Below are 17,887 nucleotides of genomic sequence, written 5' to 3'. Positions count from 1 at the left end.
CGGCGCTCGGTCGCTGGATCGCACACCTGTTCTGCATGACGTTGCAGCGCGCCGCAGAGCGTCGCTACAGTGGTGGGCACCTGGGGCTTCCCGGGTCGCACTTGCTTCGACCCGTCACCAACTTCGCACCTCCCGCGGCGGGCGGTCGTGTTCGGCCACTCACCGTGTGCGAAGGGGTCATCCAAGCCGGTTGCCACCGAACCACGCTTGGTGCTCGTGTGTACCACCCGACGGTGCCGAGCCACGTGGCGCTCGAACCGTTCCCACCCCCCACAGTCAGGGAAAGTAGGTCATCGTGACCGCACAAGCTCTCGAACAGTCGGTCCTCGAATCGAAGGACAAGACCCAGCTCATCCAGATCGCCGACGCGCTCGGCGTCAAGGCCAACTCACGCACGAAGAAGGCCGACATCATCGACCAGATCCTCGCCAAGACCGGCTCGGGCGGCGGCGCCTCGTCGTCCAACGGCGACTCCGGCGACGAGCCGGAGGCCTCCGCCACAGATGCCGAGGCGGCCGCCGATTCGTCGACCGCCGAGTCGGGTGGCGCCGACACCGCGGCCGATGCTGCGCCCGCGGCCGGCCCGGCCGACGCCGGACCGCCACAGGACGCCGAGCCGAAGGCGGAATGGGAGCTGGCCCTCGAGGCCGGCGGCGCCGACGATGCGAGCACGCCGGCAGCCGGTGCGACCACCGACGCGGCAGCGGGCCCGGACACCGCCGCCCCGAAGACCGACGACGGCGCCGAGGTACCGGCGGGCGGCACCGACACCACGCCGACCGCCGGCGGCGAGCAGGCCAAGGCACAGCCCGACGGCGACCGGCAGGGCGGCAATCGCGACCGCCGCACCGGCGGCGATCGCCAGCAGCGCAACAACCAGGGCAACCGGCAACAGGACGGTGGTGACGGCGAGAGCCGCAGCAAGCGCCGGCGGCGTCGGCGCAAGGGCCGCGGCGGCCAGGACGGTCCCCAGGGCGAGGACCGCGAGCTGCTCGAAGAGGACACGCCGGTCAGCAACGAGCCGGTGCAGGTCGAGGGCTACCTCGACATGCGCGACGAGGGCTACGGCTTCCTCCGTGTCAACAACTACCTCGCCAGCAAGAGCGACTCGTACATCCCGGTCAAGCTCTCCCGGCAGTTCGGTCTGCGCAAGGGCGATCACGTCGTCGGCATGTCACGGCCGGCGGGCCGCAACGAGAAGAATCCGGCCATGCTCGAGATCCAGACGGTCAACGGCCGTCCGCCCGACGAGGCGAAGAAGCGACGCCGGTTCGAAGACCTGACGGCGTTGTTCCCCGACTCGCGCCTGCAGATGGAGAATCCGTCCGATCCTGCCGACATGACGGCCCGCATCATCGACCTGGTGTCGCCGATCGGCAAGGGTCAGCGAGGCCTGATCGTGTCGCCGCCGAAGGCCGGCAAGACCTCCGTGATGAAGACGATCGTGTCGTCGATCGAGCGGAACAACCCCGAGTGCAAGGTCATCGTGCTGCTCATCGACGAGCGACCCGAAGAGGTCACCGACATGCGGCGACTCGTCAAGGGCGAGGTCATCGCGTCGACGTTCGACAAGCCCAGCGATCAGCACACCCAGATCGCCGAGATGGCGATCGAGAAGGCGAAGCGGATGGTCGAGTACGGCGAGGACGTCGTGGTCCTGCTCGACGGCATCACCCGCCTCAGCCGCGCCTACAACCTGGCCGCGCCGGCGAGCGGCCGCATCCTCTCCGGCGGTATCGACGCCGGTGCGCTGTACCCGCCCAAGCGCTTCTTCGGCGCCGCCCGCAACGTCGAGGAGGGCGGGTCGCTGACGATCCTCGCCACGGCGCTCGTCGAGACCAACAGCCGCATGGACGAGGCGGTGTTCGAGGAGTTCAAGGGCACCGGCAACATGGAGCTGCGCCTCGACCGCAAGCTCGCCGAGCGGCGGATCTACCCCGCGATCGACGTCGACGCGTCGAGCACGCGCCACGAGGAGCTGCTGTTCGACCGCAAGCAGCTCCAGATGGTGTGGAAGCTGCGCCGCGTGCTGAGCGGCCTCGCCGCCGACGGCAACGCCGCCCCCGGGCTCGAGCTGCTCGTCGACCGTCTGAAGACGTTCCGCACCAACGACGAGTTCCTCACCGAGATCGCCAAGCAGCCCGGAATGTGACTCGGCCTCACTCGCTCGCTGCGCTCGCTCCGTTCGGTCCGACTGGCGCGACCCGGTGCGGGGAGCGTGGGGACCGGGCCGGGAGACCCGGCCCTGGGGCGTGCTCGGTGAACGAACCGAGCGCAGACGTCGTCGACGGCTGTCGACGGGAATGCACATCGGGTTTCACCCGATATCCTGCAGTGTCCAGTTTCGAGGAGAACGACGTGAAGACCGACACCCACCCCGCGTACGAAGAAGTCACGATCAAGTGCTCGTGCGGCAACACCTTCGCCACGAAGTCCACCAAGCCCGGCGAACAGCACATCGAGCTCTGCAACGAGTGCCACCCCTTCTACACCGGCAAGCAGAAGCTGGTCGACTCCGGTGGCCGTGTCGAGCGCTTCAACAAGCGCTACGGCAGCCGCAAGACCAAGTGACCTGACGCGGCCCCGCGCCGCCTCGGACGAGCGAGACCGCCCCCTCGACCGGGGCGGTCTCGGCGTTTTCGAGCCGGACGCGCACCGCAAGCCTCATGTTTGCGTCAAACTGTGCAGGCACAGCTCAAGCGCGGTCGGGCGGCCGACGATGCAAGCCGAGAAGCGAGTACCGGGGGTCGCATGCCAGCCCAGTCCGACATCGAGCATCTGTTGCGTCGCACCGAGTTCGTCGCGCGCCCGAGCCGCGTCGCCGAGCTCACGCCGCTCTCTCGTGCGGCAGCCGTCGACGACATCCTCGCCGTACCGGCGAACCCGGGGTCGGTGACGTTCACCGAGTCCGAGAACTGGCAGCGGGGTGAGGAGCTCACCCACTTCTGGCTCGACCGCATGGCGCACGACTCGCCGCGACCCATCCAGGAGAAGATGGGCTTCTTCTGGCACGGCCACTTCTGCTCGGAGTTCGGCAAGGTCGGCTCGGCCGAGCTGATGCGCGAGCAGATCGACCTGTTCCGTCGGGATGCGCTCGGCAACATCCGGTCGTTGGCGACCGAGATGTCGACCCAGGTCGCGATGCTGCGCTACCTCGACAACAACCAGAACCGGGCGTCGTCGCCGAACCAGAACTTCGCCCGCGAGCTGATGGAGCTGTTCCTGCTGGGCGTCGGCAACTACACCGAGGCCGACGTCGAGGCGGCGACCGCAGCCTGGACCGGTCACACCGATCAGTGGGACACCGACGAGTACGTGTGGCGAGCCGACTGGCACGACGGATCGACCAAGCGGTTCCTCGGCCGCAACATCAACAAGGGTGGCGACCCGACCCAACACGGCTACGAGGTGATCGACGTGATCCTCGGCGGCGGCGCGGTGCCGAACGGTGCGCCGGTCGTGGCGAATCGGGGCCGGCCGAGCAACGCGGTCGCCGCCGAGTTCATCGCCAAGAAGCTGTGGATCGAGTTCGCCGGCACGACGCCCCCGGCCGCCGTGGTCAACGCCATGCGTGACGCCGCACTGCCCGACTTCGACGTGACACCGATGCTGCGCGTGCTGCTCAACCGTGACGAGTTCTACACCGAGGACGTTCGACAGGGGCTCGTGCGCTCACCGGTCGAGTTCGTCGTCGCCGCGCTCGTCGCCACCGGCCGCCGATCCGCCCAGGGCACCCCGCTCTGGCTGATGGAGGGCATGGGGCAGCGGCCGCTCTTCCCGCCGAACGTGAGCGGTTGGAAGCACAACGGCTACTGGGTGAACGCCAGCGCCATGGCACAACGCACGGCGACCGCACGGTCGATGCAGTGGAGGTCGATGAGCGGGTACTGGGACGGCGACGGCCTCATCCATCTCGGCGGCGGCACGATCTCCAAGACCGAGGTCGAGACCACCTACCGGGGTCAGCCCGTGGCGCTGCTCGATCGCTTCCTCGAACTGATGCAGATCGACCTGAGCCCTTCCTCCCACGAGGCGCTCCGGACCTACGCGCGGACCTCGCACTGGTGGGAGCGCAGCGACCTGCTCTCACTCATCCTGCTCACCCCCGACCTCCACGTGGCCTGACATCATGCTCGATTCCGACATCTCCACCGCCGACGCGCTGCGTCACCTCCACCAGGCCGAGACCGACCCGCACGCGCTCGATCGCCGTCGCTTCCTCCAGCTGCTCGGCATGGGAGCGGGCGCCGGCGTGCTCGCCGGGCCGACCGGCGCGCTGCTCGAGCAGCTCGTGCCGGGACACGACCCGCTGGCCTGGGCCGCCGGCCCCGTCGGCCCGACCGACGGGATCCTCGTCGTGATCGGGATGTACGGCGGCAACGACGGGCTCAACACGATCGTGCCGTTCAACGACCCCCTCTACTACGAGCAGCACGGCGCCCTCGCGATCCCGGGCAACCAGACGCTGGCGCTCGACGGCAACGTCGGGCTCAACCCGGCGTTGACCGAGCTCAAGCAGTTCTGGGACGACGGGCAGCTGGCGATCGTCGACGGCATCGGCTACCCCAACGGCGACCTGTCGCACTTCAACTCGATGGCTTACTGGATGGCCGGGCGACCGCACGCGATCCCGACGAGCGGGTGGCTGGGGCGCTGGCTCGACGGATACCTCTCGGGTTCGAAGGACCTGTACGCCGCCGCCGAGATCGGCTCCTCGGTGCCGCTGCACCTCGTCGGCAACGCAGCACGGGGGACGGTCGTGCCGCCCTACAAGCCGGGGTTCGGCGCCGACACCGACGAACGGAGTCAGCGCCAGTACCAGGTGATCCGCGACATGCGTTCCGCGAGTCAGGGGCCGTGGTTCGAGGCGATCGGTGACACGTTCGTCGACACGCTCGATCTCGCCCGAACGCTGTCCCCGGTGATCCCCGAGGACCAGGACCTTCCCGACACCGACATCGTCGCAGGGCTCGAGATCGCCGCGCGCTTGATCAACGCCAACCTCGGCTTCCGCGTGCTCACCGCAGGTTGGGGCGACTTCGACAGCCATGCCGGTCAGCCCGATCAGCACCCGCTCCGGATGGACGAGCTCAATGCCGCGGTTCGGCGGTTCTTCCAACTGCTCGACCCCGCCTGGCTGAGCCGGGTGACCGTCATGACGTTCTCGGAGTTCGGCCGCACGCCGTGGGACAACGACGGTGCAGGCACCGACCACGGCACGGCCGCACCCCACTTCGTGTTCGGGCAGAACGTCAAGGGCGGTCGCTACGGTCAGCAGCCGACGCTCGCAGGGCTCCAGCGGTGGGACCGCGTCGAACACCACGTCGACTTCCGCTCGTACTACGCCTCGATCATCGACGGCTGGCTCGGCGGCGGATCGAGCGACGTGCTCGGCGGCAACTACGAGAACCTCGGGCTGTTCAGCCGGGGTCCCGGTCGGAATCTCGACGGGTCACCCGCGCCGGGACCGGCGGTCATCTCGTCGGCGTCCGACTTCGTGCCGATGACGCCGTTCCGCGTGATCGACACCCGCAACGGGCACGGTGGCGTGGCGGCGCGTGCGCTGCGGCCCGAGGAACGAGTTCGCGTTCGTGTGCGCGGGGTCAACGGGGTGCCCGCAGGAGCGACGGCGGTCGTCGCGAACGTCACGGCGGTCGGCGCGACCAGCCCGATGTTCTTCACCGTCTACCCCGGCGGGACGGCCCGCCCGAACACGTCGAACATCAACGGCGGGCCGGGCCGACCGGTGCCCAACCTCGTCGTCATGAACATCGGCGACGACGGGCACATCGAGGTCTACAACTCGCACGGGAGCACGCACTGCCTCGTCGACGTCTTCGGCTACTTCGTCGAGGGCGGCGGTGACCGCTTCGTCGCCGTCAACCCGTCGCGGCTGTTCGACACCCGTGAGGGGAGCGGGGTCCGGCGCGGCAAGCTGGCCCACGACCAGCCGATCGACATCCAGGTGAGCGGGCGCGCGGGCGTGCCGTCGAGCGGCGCGAGCGCCGTCGTGCTCAACCTGACCGCCACCCAGCCCGAGTCGCCGGGCTTCCTCCGCGTGACGCCGACGGGCGACCGGCGAGCCGAGACCTCGAACGTCAACTTCTTCGCGAACGACACCGTGCCCAACCTCGTCGTCGCCAAGCTGGGCAAGGGCGGCAAGATCACGCTCGACAGCGCCGGGCAGGGCGTGCACGCGCTGGCCGACGTGTTCGGCTACTTCACCAAGAGCGGCGGGCGGCTCCGTGCGATGCCGCCGCGCCGGCTGCTCGACACGCGGGACGGCACCGGCGCCGACCGCGGCCCGATTGGTCCCCGTCGGACGCTGCGCCTCCCGATCGGAGGTCGTGAGTCGGTCCCCGAGAGCGCGACCGCCGTCGTGCTCAACGTGACGGCCACCAATGTCGCGGCCGCCTCGTTCGTCACGGTCTGGCCGGAGGGTGAGGACCAACCGGGGACGTCGAACCTCAACCTGATCCCGGGCCAGACGATCGCCAACCTGGTCGTCTGCCGGCTCGGCGAGGGCGGTGCGCTGGCGATCGGCAACCAGCTGGCCGACTGCGACGTGATCGCCGACGTGCTCGGCTACTTCATCGACTGACCCCTGGGTTACCGTCACCCGCGTGACCGCAGCCGACGACGACGCTGCCCGCCGTAGCCGATTGATCGGCATCAAGCTGCGAGCGTTGGTCGCCGACCACCTCTCGGCCGACGTCGGCGACGTCCGCGAGTTCGCACCCGGTGCCGCGTTGCTGCACGACGATGCAGCGTGGGTCTACCTCGACGATCGACCCGGGCAGCGCCTCGGCGCGTCGCTGGCATGGGCGCTTCGAGCCGGCGCGAGGTCGCTCGACGTGATCGCGGCGGCAGACACCGGCGTGCTGGCGCGCCGCGCCGGCGAGTTCGCGTTCCCGATCTCGGTGTGGCACGCCGACGAGCGGTCGCTGCTCGCCGCGATCCCCGAACCCTTCGAGCCCACGCTCGAGGTTCCCGCCCATCATCTCGAGCTACGCCAGCTGATCGCGGATGGGGGCGCCGATCCGATCGTCGAACACGGCGTGCTCGTCGGCGAGGTGAGGGGTCTCGAGGTGTGTCGCGTCGTCGACGACCCCGCCACGGGCGTGACCCGCCTCGAGGTCGGCGTCGGCGCCCATGACCGCGAGGCGTTCCAGATGTTGCACGGCGACGTCCCGGCCGTCGAGTCGCTCGCACGGGTCGTCGACATCGTGGCCGAGGTGCGCTCGCCTGGGGCGCCCCAGCACCCGCTCAACCGGCTCGGCGCCGAGCGGTTGATCCGGTGGCAGGTCGAACAGCGCCCCGAGCTCGTGGGTGCCGCCGAGGTGCGACCAGCCGAGCCACCGGTCGCCCGGACGAACCTGAAGGACCCGACGCCGTGTGTCGGGACGGGGACGACCTCGGCGGGTGAGCGGCTGGTGGTCGTCTGCGCCTCGGGCGTCGACCTCGAGGTGGTGCCGTACGCGGCGGACGCCCGGCTCGCAGCCGAGAGGGCCGTCGAGCCGGGCTCCACCGGGGGGTCGCGACTCGTGCTGGCGATGCCGGCGCGAGATCGCCTTCCGTTGACGGACGAACTCGCCGGCTTGCTGACGCAGCCGGCCGAGTTCGTCGCCGTGGGGTAGGTGTCGCACCGCTGCGGTGTGCCGAGACGGTGCGTGGCCAGTCAGTCGGTGCCGGTCGGTCGGTGCCGGTCAGTCGGTGTCGGTCGGCACGGCCTCGGTGTCACCGGCCTCGGTGTCGCTGGCCTCGATCGCGGCGCGGGCCGGGCTCGTGTCGATCTCGACCAGACGGGCGACGGGCTCGTCGACGGTGCCGATCCGGACGGTCAGGCGACCGTCACGGTGGTGGGCGGTCACCTTGTCGGGGTCGAGCTGCTCGCCGAGGCGGACGCTGCGCTCCCAGCTGGAGTCGTCCGTGGTGGCGGACAGCGTCAGCGTGTTGCCGGTAACGCCGACCGAGACGGCCTCGGCGGGCACGCCGGGCAGGTCGGCGGTGAGAACGTAGGCGTCGTCCTTCCAGGTGCCGCTGACGGTCGGGCCGCGGCGGGTGTCGAAGAACGAGCCGGTGAGCTGCTCGAAGACACGGTCGACGTCGCGGTCGAACAGGTCGAAACGACGATCGAACGGGAAGCGATGGCGGACGATCATGAGGGTTCCTCCGGTGGTTGTTCGAATAAGTGCATCTACATCATACATAAATCCTGAGTGGTGGCAACTAAGCATCGACGGAAGCTCGTGCGGATCGGCCGGGAACCCGTGCAGTTCGATCGGCGGTAGCCTCGCAGGGCCATGATCGACGAGGCGATGCAGCACCGTTTGACCGCCGTGGTCGACGAATTCCGCGAGCTCGAGGCACGTCTCGCCGATCCTGCGGTGACCAGCGACGCCGACCAGCTGCGGACCGTGTCGCAGCGCTATCGCGAGCTCGAACCGCTGGTGGACGCCTACACGGCGTACCTCGACCGCCAGGGCGACGTCGACGCAGCTCGTGAGCTTGGTGGCGCCGCCTCCGATGAGGAGCGGGCGATGCTCGATGCCGAGGTGGCCCGCGCCGAGGCCGAGCGGGACCTGCTCGAGGCCGAGATCAGGGAGCTGTTGCTGCCTCGCGATCCACACGCGGGCAAGGCCGTGATCGTCGAGATCCGCGGCGCCGAGGGCGGCGAGGAGGCGAACCTCTTCGCCCGTGACCTGCACGGGATGTACGCCGCCTACGCGCAGGCCCGCGGCTGGAAGGTCGAGACCCTCTCGCTCGACAGCAGCGAGCTGGGCGGCCTCAACCAGGTCACCTTCGTCGTTCGCGGCGACGATGCGTGGCAGCGTCTGAAGTTCGAGGGCGGCCCGCACCGGGTGCAACGGGTGCCGGTGACCGAGAGCCAGGGTCGGGTGCACACGTCGTCGGCGACGGTCGCCGTGTTACCCGAGGTCGACGAGGTCGACGTGACCGTCGACGACCGCGATCTCGAGATCGACGTGTACAGGTCGTCGGGCGCCGGTGGGCAGCACGTCAACACGACCGACTCGGCAGTCCGGATCACGCACCTGCCGTCGGGGATCGTCGTGACGATGCAGGACGAGCGCAGTCAGTTGCAGAACCGGGCGCGCGCGATGCAGGTCCTGCGCGCTCGGCTGTACGAACGGGCCGAGCGCGAACGCGACGACGAGCTGTCGGCCGAGCGCCGCTCGCAAGTCGGTGGTGGCGGACGGAGCGAGAAGATCCGTACGTACAACTTCAAGGAGAACCGGGTCACCGACCACCGCATCGGGTTCACGGTGTACCGGCTCGGTGACGTGCTCGCCGGCGACCTCGATCTCGTCGTCGAACCGCTCCTCCACGACGAACGGGCCCGCCAGCTCGCCGACGCCGACGCGTGATGCCGGTGCCCGACGACGCCCGATGAGCGAGCTCTCGGTCAGGGAGCTCTGGGCGCAGACGGCCGACGTCGTCGGGACGCGCCACGAGGCGCGCTGGCTGTGCGAGGTCGCGGTCGGCGCGACGGGTGACGAGTTCATCCTGGTGCTCGACGAGCCGGTCACCGAGCGCATGGTCGCCCACCTCGACGCGATGCTGGCGCGACTGCGCACCGGCGAGCCGCTGCAGTACGTGCTCGGCCGGTGGGGCTTCCGGCGTCTCGATCTGCTGATCGACCGGCGGGTGCTGATCCCCCGACCCGAGACCGAGCTCGTGGCGGGCGTGGCCATCGAGCTCGCAGCGGCCCGGCCGACGACCCGCACGGTCGCCGACCTCGGCACGGGATCGGGAGCAATCGGCCTCGCGTTGGCCGACGAGCTCCCGCTGGAGGGCACGACGGTCTGGATCACCGACGTCAGCGAGGCGGCGCTGGCGGTGGCGAGAGCCAACCTCGCCGGCATCGGCCGAGCCGCCACGAACGTCCGGGTCGGCGTGGGTTCGTGGTTCGAGGCGCTGCCGGCCGATCAGCACTTCGACGTCATCGTCAGCAACCCGCCCTACGTGGCGGAGGGCTCACCCGAGCTCGACGACTCGGTCGCGGCGTGGGAGCCCGCCGAGGCGTTGCTCGCCGGCGTCGACGGCCTCGACGACATCTGCGAGCTGGTCGCCGGCGCGTCCGAACGATTGCGGCCGGGTGGCTGGCTCGTCCTCGAGATCGGCGCCGATCAAGGTGACGTGGTTCGCCGGCTGTTCGACGACCACGACTTCGTCGACGTCGAGATCCGTCATGACCTCGCCGGCCGCGACCGCGTTGCACTCGGTCGGCGCCCCGGCGAGCCGCAGCCTTCTCATCCGTAGCCTGCGCCGTCGGCGTCGAGGGTGCCTGCGCGGGGCTCGACGCAAGCGAGATGCCGAGTGGCGCCGGCTGCCGATGCTGCGGGACTACCTCACGGGAGCTGACAACCTGGGTTGCCGAGATCGGCGCCCACCCGCTGCACACCGCAACCGGAGTTGTCAACTCGCCGAACGGGACCCCACCGACGCGCCTCCGACCGCCAGGCGCCGCCCGCACGCTCGGGCCCGATTCGCGAACGCGACCGCATGTGGCGCAGGGCTCTGGACCTTGGCGCGGAGGTGGTGTTCCGTGGATGGTGGAGCCAACAGTTCGTGGTCCTCGTGCGCCGTTGTGGGTGAAGGAGGAGATGAGGGATGCGGTCCGCGACGCGAGCGGCGAACGTCGGCGGAAGCGTCGGCGACGATGCTCGTCTGGAGCGGTTGTTCCGCACCGAGTACCGGCCGATGGTGGGACTGGCCTACACGCTGATCGGTGACAACGCACGGGCCGAGGAGATCGTCCAGGACGGCTTCGTCGACGTCATCCGTGCCGGCGACGGTGTTCGCCGTCCGGGCGCCTACCTGCGGACCGCAGTGGTCAACCGGTGCCGCTCCGAGTTGCGTCGGCGGCGTGTCCGGGCGATCCCCCAGCCGGAACCGCGGGCGGCGTTGTCGCCCGGGACGGACGAGTTGTGGGACGTGCTCGGCAAGCTGCCCGAGGAACAGCGGATCGCGGTCGTGTTGACGTATCACGGCAGGTTCCGGTCGTCGGAGATCGCCAAGATGCTGGACATCCCGGCGTCGACGGTCCGCTATCACCGTCGCGAAGGGTTGGCCGCGCTCAGAGAGGAGCTCGAGTCATGAAGCACCTCGAGGACCGTCTCATCCGCGAGCTCGGCGAGATCGCCGACCAGGCCACCGCTTCGCCCGACGCGCTGCCCCTGATCCGATCCCGCGCCTCCTGCTATCTCGACGATGACGAGGGAGTCGTGGTCATGTTGGCACCTGACACCCGTCCCGATCGACGCCGCCGTCTACGTCTGGCGGTCGCATTCGGAACGATCGCTGCCGTGGCTCTTGTCGCGGTCGGAGTGGCGGTCCTGAGGTCCGGCACCGACGACGTCGCGACGGTCGACCCGACGCTTCCCACCGAGACGGCTGCCACGGCGGACCCGACGATCCCCACCGACACGGCCGTCACGGTCGACACGACGACAACCGCGACCGCCGAACCGTGGACTCGCCCGCCTCTCGTTGGCGAGTGGGTCGAGGTGGCCGTCGACGAGCCGTGGGGGCCACCTCTGATGGGCGAGATCGACGCCCTGCCCGGGGGCGGCTACGTGGCCGTCACGCCGGCGAGCGAGCCGGCGGCAGACGCGGAGCGGGATGGGTTCCCGATCTCGACGGTGATGTGGTCGCCCGACGGCGTCGAGTGGTTCGACGGGGACCCCGAGCGGGAGATCGGGCGCCCCCTGGACGCTCCTCCTCAGCTTGCCGTCGCGAGCGATCGGGTGGCCGTCGTCGACGGCACGGACTTCTCGGACCACGTGCCGCTCGCGATCGGTGATCCTCGGACCGGGTCGTGGGATGTTGTCGTGTTGGACTACTCCGCGCTCGATGGCCGCGAAGGTGGCGTCTCGGTTGTCGGCCTGACGGCCAGCGACGACGTCGTGCTGGTCGCCGGCTACTCGGCTCGTGAGGAGCCGGCCGGGATGATGGACGTGGTGACGTGGGTCGTCGATCCCGCGACGGGCAGATCGGAGACCGGCTCGTTCGACGTCGCCCTGCACGAGTACGACATGGCGGCGCCGCCGATCGCGTGGGTGGACGGGCGTTGGATCCTGTTCGCCATCGAGGACATCCCCGACCCCGACGGAGGGGGACGAAGCAACACGTTGTGGATGTCGAGTGACGGGCTGGCGTGGTCGCAGGCCGACCTGCCGATGCAGGACGTCTACTCGCTGGCGGTCGGGCCGATGGGAGCCGTCGCCTCGACTCACTGGGCTGGGTTCTGGTACTCGGCCGACGGCCTCGAATGGACCCAGGTCCCGCAGTCGCCCCCCGACCTCGGGGGCTCGCTGACCGCCGTGGGTGACTACGGATTCGTGGTCTCCGGAGAGGATCCCGAACCGCTCCAGCTGGTCGCCCCAGACGGTTCTGGGGTGTACCAGGTGCCCGCTCCGTTCGAGGCAGCGGGCAGCGCTGCTGCCTCGTCCGGGGACACACTCCTCGTCTCGACCCAGTCATGGATGAGGGGACCCTGGCTCTTCACCCCGTCGTGAGCCCGATCGACCACGACTCGAGATTCGGATGAACGGAGGGATCATGTGGAACCGATGCATCGCCCTCGTGGCAGTGGGTGGACTCTTGCTGATCGCGTGCGGCGGCGACGGCTCGTCCGGAACGGACACCGCGGCACCGGACGTCGCCGCGCAAGCCGAGCCTGAGGTCACCGAGCCCGCGGTCACCGAGCCTGAGGTCACCGAGCCGCCTCGGACCTCGACCAGCGTTCCAGCGCCGACCACCCTGGCGCCAGATGCAGGACCGGGATGCGAGGTCCTGCACGGGCCCGGCGAGTACGAAGGGGTCGGTCGGTTCGGAGAGGTCGAGCAGCCGTACTGGATGGTGGTGCCCGACTCGTACTCGGATGTCGCACCGGCACCGCTGTATGTGATGTTCCCCTCAGGAAGCGGGAGCCGCGACCAGGCTCTTGAGGGAATGCGTCCGTATGTCGACGGCTTGAACGGACTCATGCTCATCGTCCAGACCTCCGATCGGCAAGCGGTCACGCCGGAAGCGCTCGTCTCACTCATCGACGGCATCGGTTCGGCGTTCTGCGTGGACCCGGAGCAGATCCATGCGATGGGAACGGCCTGGGCGGCCGCGATCGCGGAGGGCCTGGCGTGTGAAGCGTCCGACAGGATCGCGTCGTTCGTCTCGGCGGTTGGTCAGGGCACCACGCAGGCCTGCGCACCGGGTCGGCCGGTGCCGTTGTTGACCTTCACGGGGGATACCGACCGAACGACCGTCAACGCCATCGTCGACCGATGGACCAGCATCAACGGCTGCGACCCGGAGCCCGCTGTCGACGACCTCGGTTCAGGAGTCCTGGAGAAGACGTTCCTGGACTGCGATGCGGACGTCGTGTTCTACGACATCCAAGGCATGGGCCACTGCTTCGTCACGCACGAGGCCAAGGGTCCGGCCGCCCCCTTCATGTGTGAGTACGAGGAATTCGACTACCTCGAAGGCTCCTACGAGTTCTTCGCTGCGCACCCACTCGAGTAGCGACGGATCGGCGACGCGGTGGTCGCCCTCGACCTCGTGGACGGCGCGGGCACCCTCCACGAGGACCTCGGTCCAGACGACGACCTGTTCCGGCCGCCGTCGGGGGATCGGGACGGTCGGCATCGTCACGAAGATGACGTTCCAGGTCCGCGACGCGTTCCACCTCCGACAGGGCCGACCGTCGTCGTATCGAAGATCGTCCTACGCGACGGTGGGCCCGTCCTCGAGCCATGCCTGCGAGCCGTGTGGGGGAAGTCCACGGCATTTCACCCGGAGCGCCGTGTCCACCAAGTTGTACGGTCCGCCGGCCGAACGCACCGCTGGCGGCGTTCCGGCTACCTCGAAGGTGCGCACGGCGCTTCCTTCGTCGCCGCGCCGTGCCGGCGCCACGGTCGACTCGGCGCGTAACAGCGCACACGTTGCCGGTCACGGCATCAATAGAGGTCGCCCGACTCCTCACCGGCGGCTTCGCCCTGGGACGCCGCCAGTTCACTCGCGTAGCCGGCGCGCATCGCCAGCGCGTCGCTCGTCACCGTGATCATGCGGAACCCCTGCGCACGCCGCAGGGGCGTCAGTGCGCCGGTGGAGTGGATGCCCGGGACGACGCCGTGACGGCGGCAGGCGGCGACGATGGTCTCGAGCGCCCCGTCGAACACGGGGTCGCCCTCGTTGCCGGCGGGGCCCAGGCCGAGGCTGATGGCGAGGTCAGCGGGGCCGACGTAGATCGCGTCGATGCCCGGAACGGTGAGGATGTCGTCGAGGTTCGACACCGCCTCACCGGTCTCGATCATCGGGATGACGGCGATCGTCTCCGCCGCCCAGGATCGGTTGTCGGCGTGGCGCATCGCCGCCATCACCGGTCCCCAGCTGCGGGCGCCGTCGGGCACGTACCTCGCCGCCCGCACCACCGCCTCGGCCTGCTCACGGTCGTTCACCATCGGCACGATCACGCCGTGGGCGCCGGCATCGAGCGTCTTGCCGATGATGCCCGGTTCGTTCCACGGGACGCGCACGATCGGCGTACCGCCGCCGAGCTCGATCGCCTGGATCATCGACACCGACGCCTGGTAGTCGATCGCGCCGTGCTGGGTGTCGATGCAGACGTAGTCGACGGGCTGCAGGGCGGTGGCCTCGGCGGACACCGTGGTCGGCAGCGACAGCCAGAGCCCCAACGTCTCGCCACCGGCCGCCCAGGTCTCGCGCAACGTGCTCATGGGCCGAGTCTGGCAGAGGCCAACCGCACACCGAGACTCGCCGGTCGCGACGCCGGCGAGAGGGTTCGCGACGGCCAGCGGTCAGGCGGAGGGTGGCACGATCGAGGCGGGGCGACCCTCGATCACGGCGAGCGCGTTGTCGACCGCGTGTTGGTACAGGCGACGCCGCCCGGCGACGCTCGCCGACGCGATGTGGGGCGTCACGATCACGTCGTCGCGGTCGAGCAGCGGGTGGCCCTCGGGGAGGGGCTCGGGTTCGGTGACGTCGAGGGCTGCGCCGGCGAGCTTCCCGCCGTCGAGCGCGGCCAGCAGCGCGTCGTGGTCGACCAACGCGCCGCGGGCGCAGTTGACGAGGTAGGCGCCGTCGCGCATCGTCGCGAGCGCATCGGCATCGATCATGTGCGTCGTCGTGGGCAGCGCGGGTGCGTGCAGCGACACGACGTCGGATCGCCGCAGCAGCTCGTCGAGCGAGAGCAGCTCGACGCCCTCGACAGGCGACACGTCGTGTGCCGGGTCGGTGGCCACGACACGCATCCCGAGCGCCTGTGCGGCCACGGCGACCCGGGACGCGATGCGGCCGGTGCCGACCAGGCCGAGCACCTGCCCGTCGAGCTCGAGTGCTCGCCCGACCGGTTCGCCCTTGAGGCCGGCTCGTGCCCGTCGCACGTGGTGCGGCAGGTGCTTCGTGATGGCGAGCAGCAGCGCCATCGTGTGCTCGGCGGTCGACACCATCGGCGCCGTCGGCGTGTGGCAGGCGACCACACCGACGCGATGCAGGTCGTCGACGTCGACGTTGTCGTAGCCGACCCCGATGCGCGAGACGGCACGCACGTTCGGAGCTGCGGCGACCGCAGCCGCGTCCCACCGGCGGACGGCGCCGGCGATCACGGCGTCGGCGCGGTCGAGTCCATCGTCGGTGCCGGACCCGACGATCTCGGCGCGACCCGCGACGATGTCGTCGTACGCGGCGGGATACGGATGGTCGACGAACAGGACCGGCATGGCGGGCACGTCGGCAAGGTAGCGCGCTCGGCGCCGTGTCGCCGTCGATCGGTTATCGTCCGATCACGATGACCGACGAGCAGCTCGAGAAGTACCGATCGAGCATCGACAACATCGATGCGGCGCTCGTGCACCTCCTCGCCGAACGATTCAAGATCACCCAGGACGTCGGCGAGTACAAGGCATCGGCGGGCCTGCCGGCGGCCGACCTCGATCGCGAGGCCGAGCAGGTTGCCCGCCTGCGTTCGCTGGCCGAGGAATCCGGCCTGGACCCGGTGTTCTCCGAGAAGTTCCTGCGGTTCATCGTGGCCGAAGTCATACATCATCATCAGCGCATCGCTGAGCAGGCGGCTCCCTCCTCCGATTGAATCGGGGGTGTGACCGAGCGCGTTGACATCGCCGTCATCGGCGGCGGCCCTGCCGGCGCAGCGACCGCCATCCGCGCTGCGCGTGCCGGCGCCAGCGTGATCGTGGTCGAGAAGGGCTCGCACGGACGCGACAAGATCTGCGGTGACGGCCTCACGCCGCGGGCGGTCGCCGCCTTGAACGAGCTCGCGATCCCGCTCGACGGCGCCCACCACATCGACGGATTGCGGATGATCGCCGGCAGGCAGGTTCGCGAGCTGCCGTGGCCCGAGACGGGGCGCTTTCCCAGCCACGGTGCCGTGTGGCCGCGCCGACGCCTCGACGCTGCGCTCATCGACGCCGCCGTCGAAGCCGGCGCCGACGTCCGGTTCGAGACGGCCGGCGATCCGATCGTCGACGACGACGGTCGCGTCTCGGGCGTCCGCACCGCACAGGGCGACATCGAGGCCGGGCTGGTCGTCGCCGCGACCGGCGCACCCGGCGCCGTTGCCCGCACGCTCGGCGCCGAGCGCGACCCGAACGAGCCGTTCGGGCTCGCGATCCGCGCCTACGTCGAGAGCCCCCGCCACGACGACCGCCACCTCGAGGCATGTCTCACGATCCGCGACGAGCACGGGACCTGGATCCCGGGGTACGGCTGGATGTTCCCGTGCGGCGACGGCACCGTCAACATCGGTGTCGGCGCGCTGTCGACGATGAAGGGGTTCAAGCAGCTCAACCTCAACCGGCTCCTCGACAGCTACCGGTCGCTCGTCGCCGATTCGTGGGAGATCGGGCCGAACCTCGAACGCCCACGCGCCTGGCGGCTGCCGATGAGCGCCGTGAAGCGCCACGGTCCCGGCTGGGTCGCGATCGGCGATGCCGCCGGGCTCGTCAACCCGATGAACGGTGAGGGCATCGACTACGGGCTCGAGTCCGGCATGCTCGCCGCCGACCTGTTCCTCGACGACCCGGCCACGGCACCCGAGCGCTACGACCGGCAGATCGGCGAGCGGTTCGACGGGTTCCTGCGTACCGGCCGCCGCTTCGCGTTCGTCATCGGCCATCCGTGGCTGATGCGAACCGGGCTGCGGTTCGCCGTCGGCACGCAACGGATCGCGGACATCACCCTGCAGGTGATGGGCAACCTCGTCGATTCATCGACGCCCGGCGCCGCCGGGCGCACCATGCGGGTCGCCGACCGCACGCTGGCGGCCGCCGACCCGATCCTGCGCAAGACCCGCGCTCGGGCCTGAGCCGCGCTCGATAGGTTGTCGGGCTGTGAATCCCGACCGCGGCTTCGGCATCGACATCGGCGGCAGCGGCATGAAGGCGGCACCCGTCGACCTGACGACGGGTGCGCTCGCCGCCGATCGCTTCCGCATCGACACCCCCAAGCCGGCGACGCCGAAACGCGTCGCCAAGGTCGTCAAGCAGCTCGTCGACCATCACGGGTGGTCGGGTCCCGTCGGTGTCTGCATGCCGTCGGTGGTGACCCACGGCATCGTGCGGAGCGCGGCGAACATCGACGAGTCGTGGATCGGCGTCGACGGCGACGCCTTGTTCACCGAGACGGTGGGTCACCCCGTGTCGCTGATGAACGACGCCGACGCCGCCGGGATGGCCGAGATGCGGTGGGGGATCGGCCGTGACCGCGACGGTGTGGTGCTGTGCCTGACCTTCGGCACGGGGATCGGGTCGGGCTTGTTCGTCGACGGCACGCTCGTACCCAACACCGAGCTGGGCCATCTCGAGCTCGACGGGTTCGATGCCGAGAAGCG

16 protein-coding genes are annotated in these 17,887 nt (G+C 69.9%); 13 read left to right on the top strand and 3 right to left on the bottom strand.

Annotated features, from left to right (window positions below):
- Positions 1-295: 295 nt before the first annotated feature.
- From rho to QNJ12_RS11250, 5 genes are all read left to right on the top strand, one after another.
- Positions 296-2,152, top strand: coding sequence for a transcription termination factor Rho (rho, locus tag QNJ12_RS11270; protein ID WP_300622741.1), 1,857 nt, complete (start codon positions 296-298; stop codon positions 2,150-2,152).
- Positions 2,153-2,358: 206 nt separating this feature from the next.
- Positions 2,359-2,571, top strand: a complete 213-nt coding sequence (rpmE, locus tag QNJ12_RS11265; protein ID WP_300622740.1) for a 50S ribosomal protein L31 — start codon at positions 2,359-2,361, stop codon at positions 2,569-2,571.
- 180 nt (positions 2,572-2,751) lie between these two features.
- A complete protein-coding gene (locus tag QNJ12_RS11260; RefSeq protein ID WP_300622739.1) occupies positions 2,752-4,125 on the top strand; it encodes a DUF1800 family protein in 1,374 nt (457 codons plus the stop codon).
- Between the two features lie 4 nt (positions 4,126-4,129).
- Positions 4,130-6,601, top strand: a complete 2,472-nt coding sequence (locus tag QNJ12_RS11255; RefSeq protein WP_300622738.1) for a DUF1501 domain-containing protein — start codon at positions 4,130-4,132, stop codon at positions 6,599-6,601.
- Positions 6,602-6,623: 22 nt separating this feature from the next.
- Positions 6,624-7,637 carry a hypothetical protein gene (locus QNJ12_RS11250; protein WP_300622737.1) on the top strand — a complete coding sequence of 338 codons (1,014 nt, stop codon included), beginning with the start codon at positions 6,624-6,626 and terminating at the stop codon, positions 7,635-7,637.
- 69 nt (positions 7,638-7,706) lie between these two features.
- Here QNJ12_RS11250 and QNJ12_RS11245 read toward each other — a convergent pair whose 3' ends face one another.
- A complete protein-coding gene (locus tag QNJ12_RS11245; protein WP_300622736.1) occupies positions 7,707-8,162 on the bottom strand; it encodes an Hsp20/alpha crystallin family protein in 456 nt (151 codons plus the stop codon).
- Positions 8,163-8,303: 141 nt separating this feature from the next.
- On the opposite strand from QNJ12_RS11245, the gene prfA reads away from it, so the two are divergent.
- From prfA to QNJ12_RS11220, 5 genes are all read left to right on the top strand, one after another.
- Entirely contained in the window at positions 8,304-9,386 is a 1,083-nt protein-coding gene (prfA, locus tag QNJ12_RS11240) for a peptide chain release factor 1 (protein ID WP_300622735.1), read from the top strand.
- Positions 9,387-9,408: 22 nt separating this feature from the next.
- Positions 9,409-10,281, top strand: a complete 873-nt coding sequence (gene prmC / locus QNJ12_RS11235) for a peptide chain release factor N(5)-glutamine methyltransferase (RefSeq protein ID WP_300622734.1) — start codon at positions 9,409-9,411, stop codon at positions 10,279-10,281.
- A gap of 351 nt (positions 10,282-10,632) precedes the next feature.
- On the top strand, positions 10,633-11,121 hold the full coding sequence (locus tag QNJ12_RS11230) for a sigma-70 family RNA polymerase sigma factor (RefSeq protein ID WP_300622733.1): 489 nt from the start codon (positions 10,633-10,635) through the stop codon (positions 11,119-11,121).
- On the top strand, positions 11,118-12,539 hold the full coding sequence (locus QNJ12_RS11225; RefSeq protein ID WP_300622732.1) for a hypothetical protein: 1,422 nt from the start codon (positions 11,118-11,120) through the stop codon (positions 12,537-12,539). Before QNJ12_RS11230 ends, QNJ12_RS11225 begins: the two co-directional genes overlap by 4 nt.
- A 340-nt stretch (positions 12,540-12,879) precedes the next feature.
- Positions 12,880-13,545: a hypothetical protein gene (locus tag QNJ12_RS11220; RefSeq protein WP_300622731.1), complete on the top strand. Its 666-nt coding sequence runs from the start codon at positions 12,880-12,882 to the stop codon at positions 13,543-13,545.
- Positions 13,546-13,979: 434 nt separating this feature from the next.
- On the opposite strand, the gene QNJ12_RS11215 is transcribed toward QNJ12_RS11220, so the two are convergent.
- Positions 13,980-14,759, bottom strand: coding sequence for an aldolase/citrate lyase family protein (locus QNJ12_RS11215; protein WP_300622730.1), 780 nt, complete (start codon positions 14,757-14,759; stop codon positions 13,980-13,982).
- 81 nt (positions 14,760-14,840) lie between these two features.
- Positions 14,841-15,761: an NAD(P)-dependent oxidoreductase gene (locus QNJ12_RS11210; RefSeq protein ID WP_300622754.1), complete on the bottom strand. Its 921-nt coding sequence runs from the start codon at positions 15,759-15,761 to the stop codon at positions 14,841-14,843.
- Between the two features lie 68 nt (positions 15,762-15,829).
- On the opposite strand from QNJ12_RS11210, the gene QNJ12_RS11205 reads away from it, so the two are divergent.
- The 3 genes from QNJ12_RS11205 to QNJ12_RS11195 all read left to right on the top strand — a co-directional run.
- Complete coding sequence (locus QNJ12_RS11205; RefSeq protein WP_300622729.1) at positions 15,830-16,129, top strand: chorismate mutase; 300 nt, start codon at positions 15,830-15,832, stop codon at positions 16,127-16,129.
- A 9-nt stretch (positions 16,130-16,138) separates the two neighbouring features.
- Positions 16,139-17,362: an NAD(P)/FAD-dependent oxidoreductase gene (locus QNJ12_RS11200; protein WP_300622728.1), complete on the top strand. Its 1,224-nt coding sequence runs from the start codon at positions 16,139-16,141 to the stop codon at positions 17,360-17,362.
- A 25-nt stretch (positions 17,363-17,387) separates the two neighbouring features.
- A partial coding sequence (locus QNJ12_RS11195) for an ROK family protein (protein ID WP_300622727.1) occupies positions 17,388-17,887 on the top strand: 500 nt, incomplete at its 3' end.

This window comes from Ilumatobacter sp. (assembly GCF_030065885.1).
Classification (GTDB): domain Bacteria; phylum Actinomycetota; class Acidimicrobiia; order Acidimicrobiales; family Ilumatobacteraceae; genus Ilumatobacter.
The sequence above is the reverse complement of the archived record's forward strand: the minus strand, read 5'-3'. Positions and strand labels throughout refer to the sequence as shown.

Coding starts and splice junctions, on each gene's coding strand:
- QNJ12_RS11260 (WP_300622739.1), top strand. CDS start 2,752: ATGCCAGCCCAGTCCGACATCGAGCATCTGTTGCGTCGCACCGAGTTC.
- QNJ12_RS11255 (WP_300622738.1), top strand. CDS start 4,130: ATGCTCGATTCCGACATCTCCACCGCCGACGCGCTGCGTCACCTCCAC.
- QNJ12_RS11245 (WP_300622736.1), bottom strand. CDS start 8,162: ATGATCGTCCGCCATCGCTTCCCGTTCGATCGTCGTTTCGACCTGTTC.
- prfA (WP_300622735.1), top strand. CDS start 8,304: ATGATCGACGAGGCGATGCAGCACCGTTTGACCGCCGTGGTCGACGAA.
- prmC (WP_300622734.1), top strand. CDS start 9,409: ATGAGCGAGCTCTCGGTCAGGGAGCTCTGGGCGCAGACGGCCGACGTC.
- QNJ12_RS11230 (WP_300622733.1), top strand. CDS start 10,633: ATGCGGTCCGCGACGCGAGCGGCGAACGTCGGCGGAAGCGTCGGCGAC.
- QNJ12_RS11225 (WP_300622732.1), top strand. CDS start 11,118: ATGAAGCACCTCGAGGACCGTCTCATCCGCGAGCTCGGCGAGATCGCC.
- QNJ12_RS11220 (WP_300622731.1), top strand. CDS start 12,880: ATGGTGGTGCCCGACTCGTACTCGGATGTCGCACCGGCACCGCTGTAT.
- QNJ12_RS11215 (WP_300622730.1), bottom strand. CDS start 14,759: ATGAGCACGTTGCGCGAGACCTGGGCGGCCGGTGGCGAGACGTTGGGG.
- QNJ12_RS11210 (WP_300622754.1), bottom strand. CDS start 15,761: ATGCCGGTCCTGTTCGTCGACCATCCGTATCCCGCCGCGTACGACGAC.
- QNJ12_RS11205 (WP_300622729.1), top strand. CDS start 15,830: ATGACCGACGAGCAGCTCGAGAAGTACCGATCGAGCATCGACAACATC.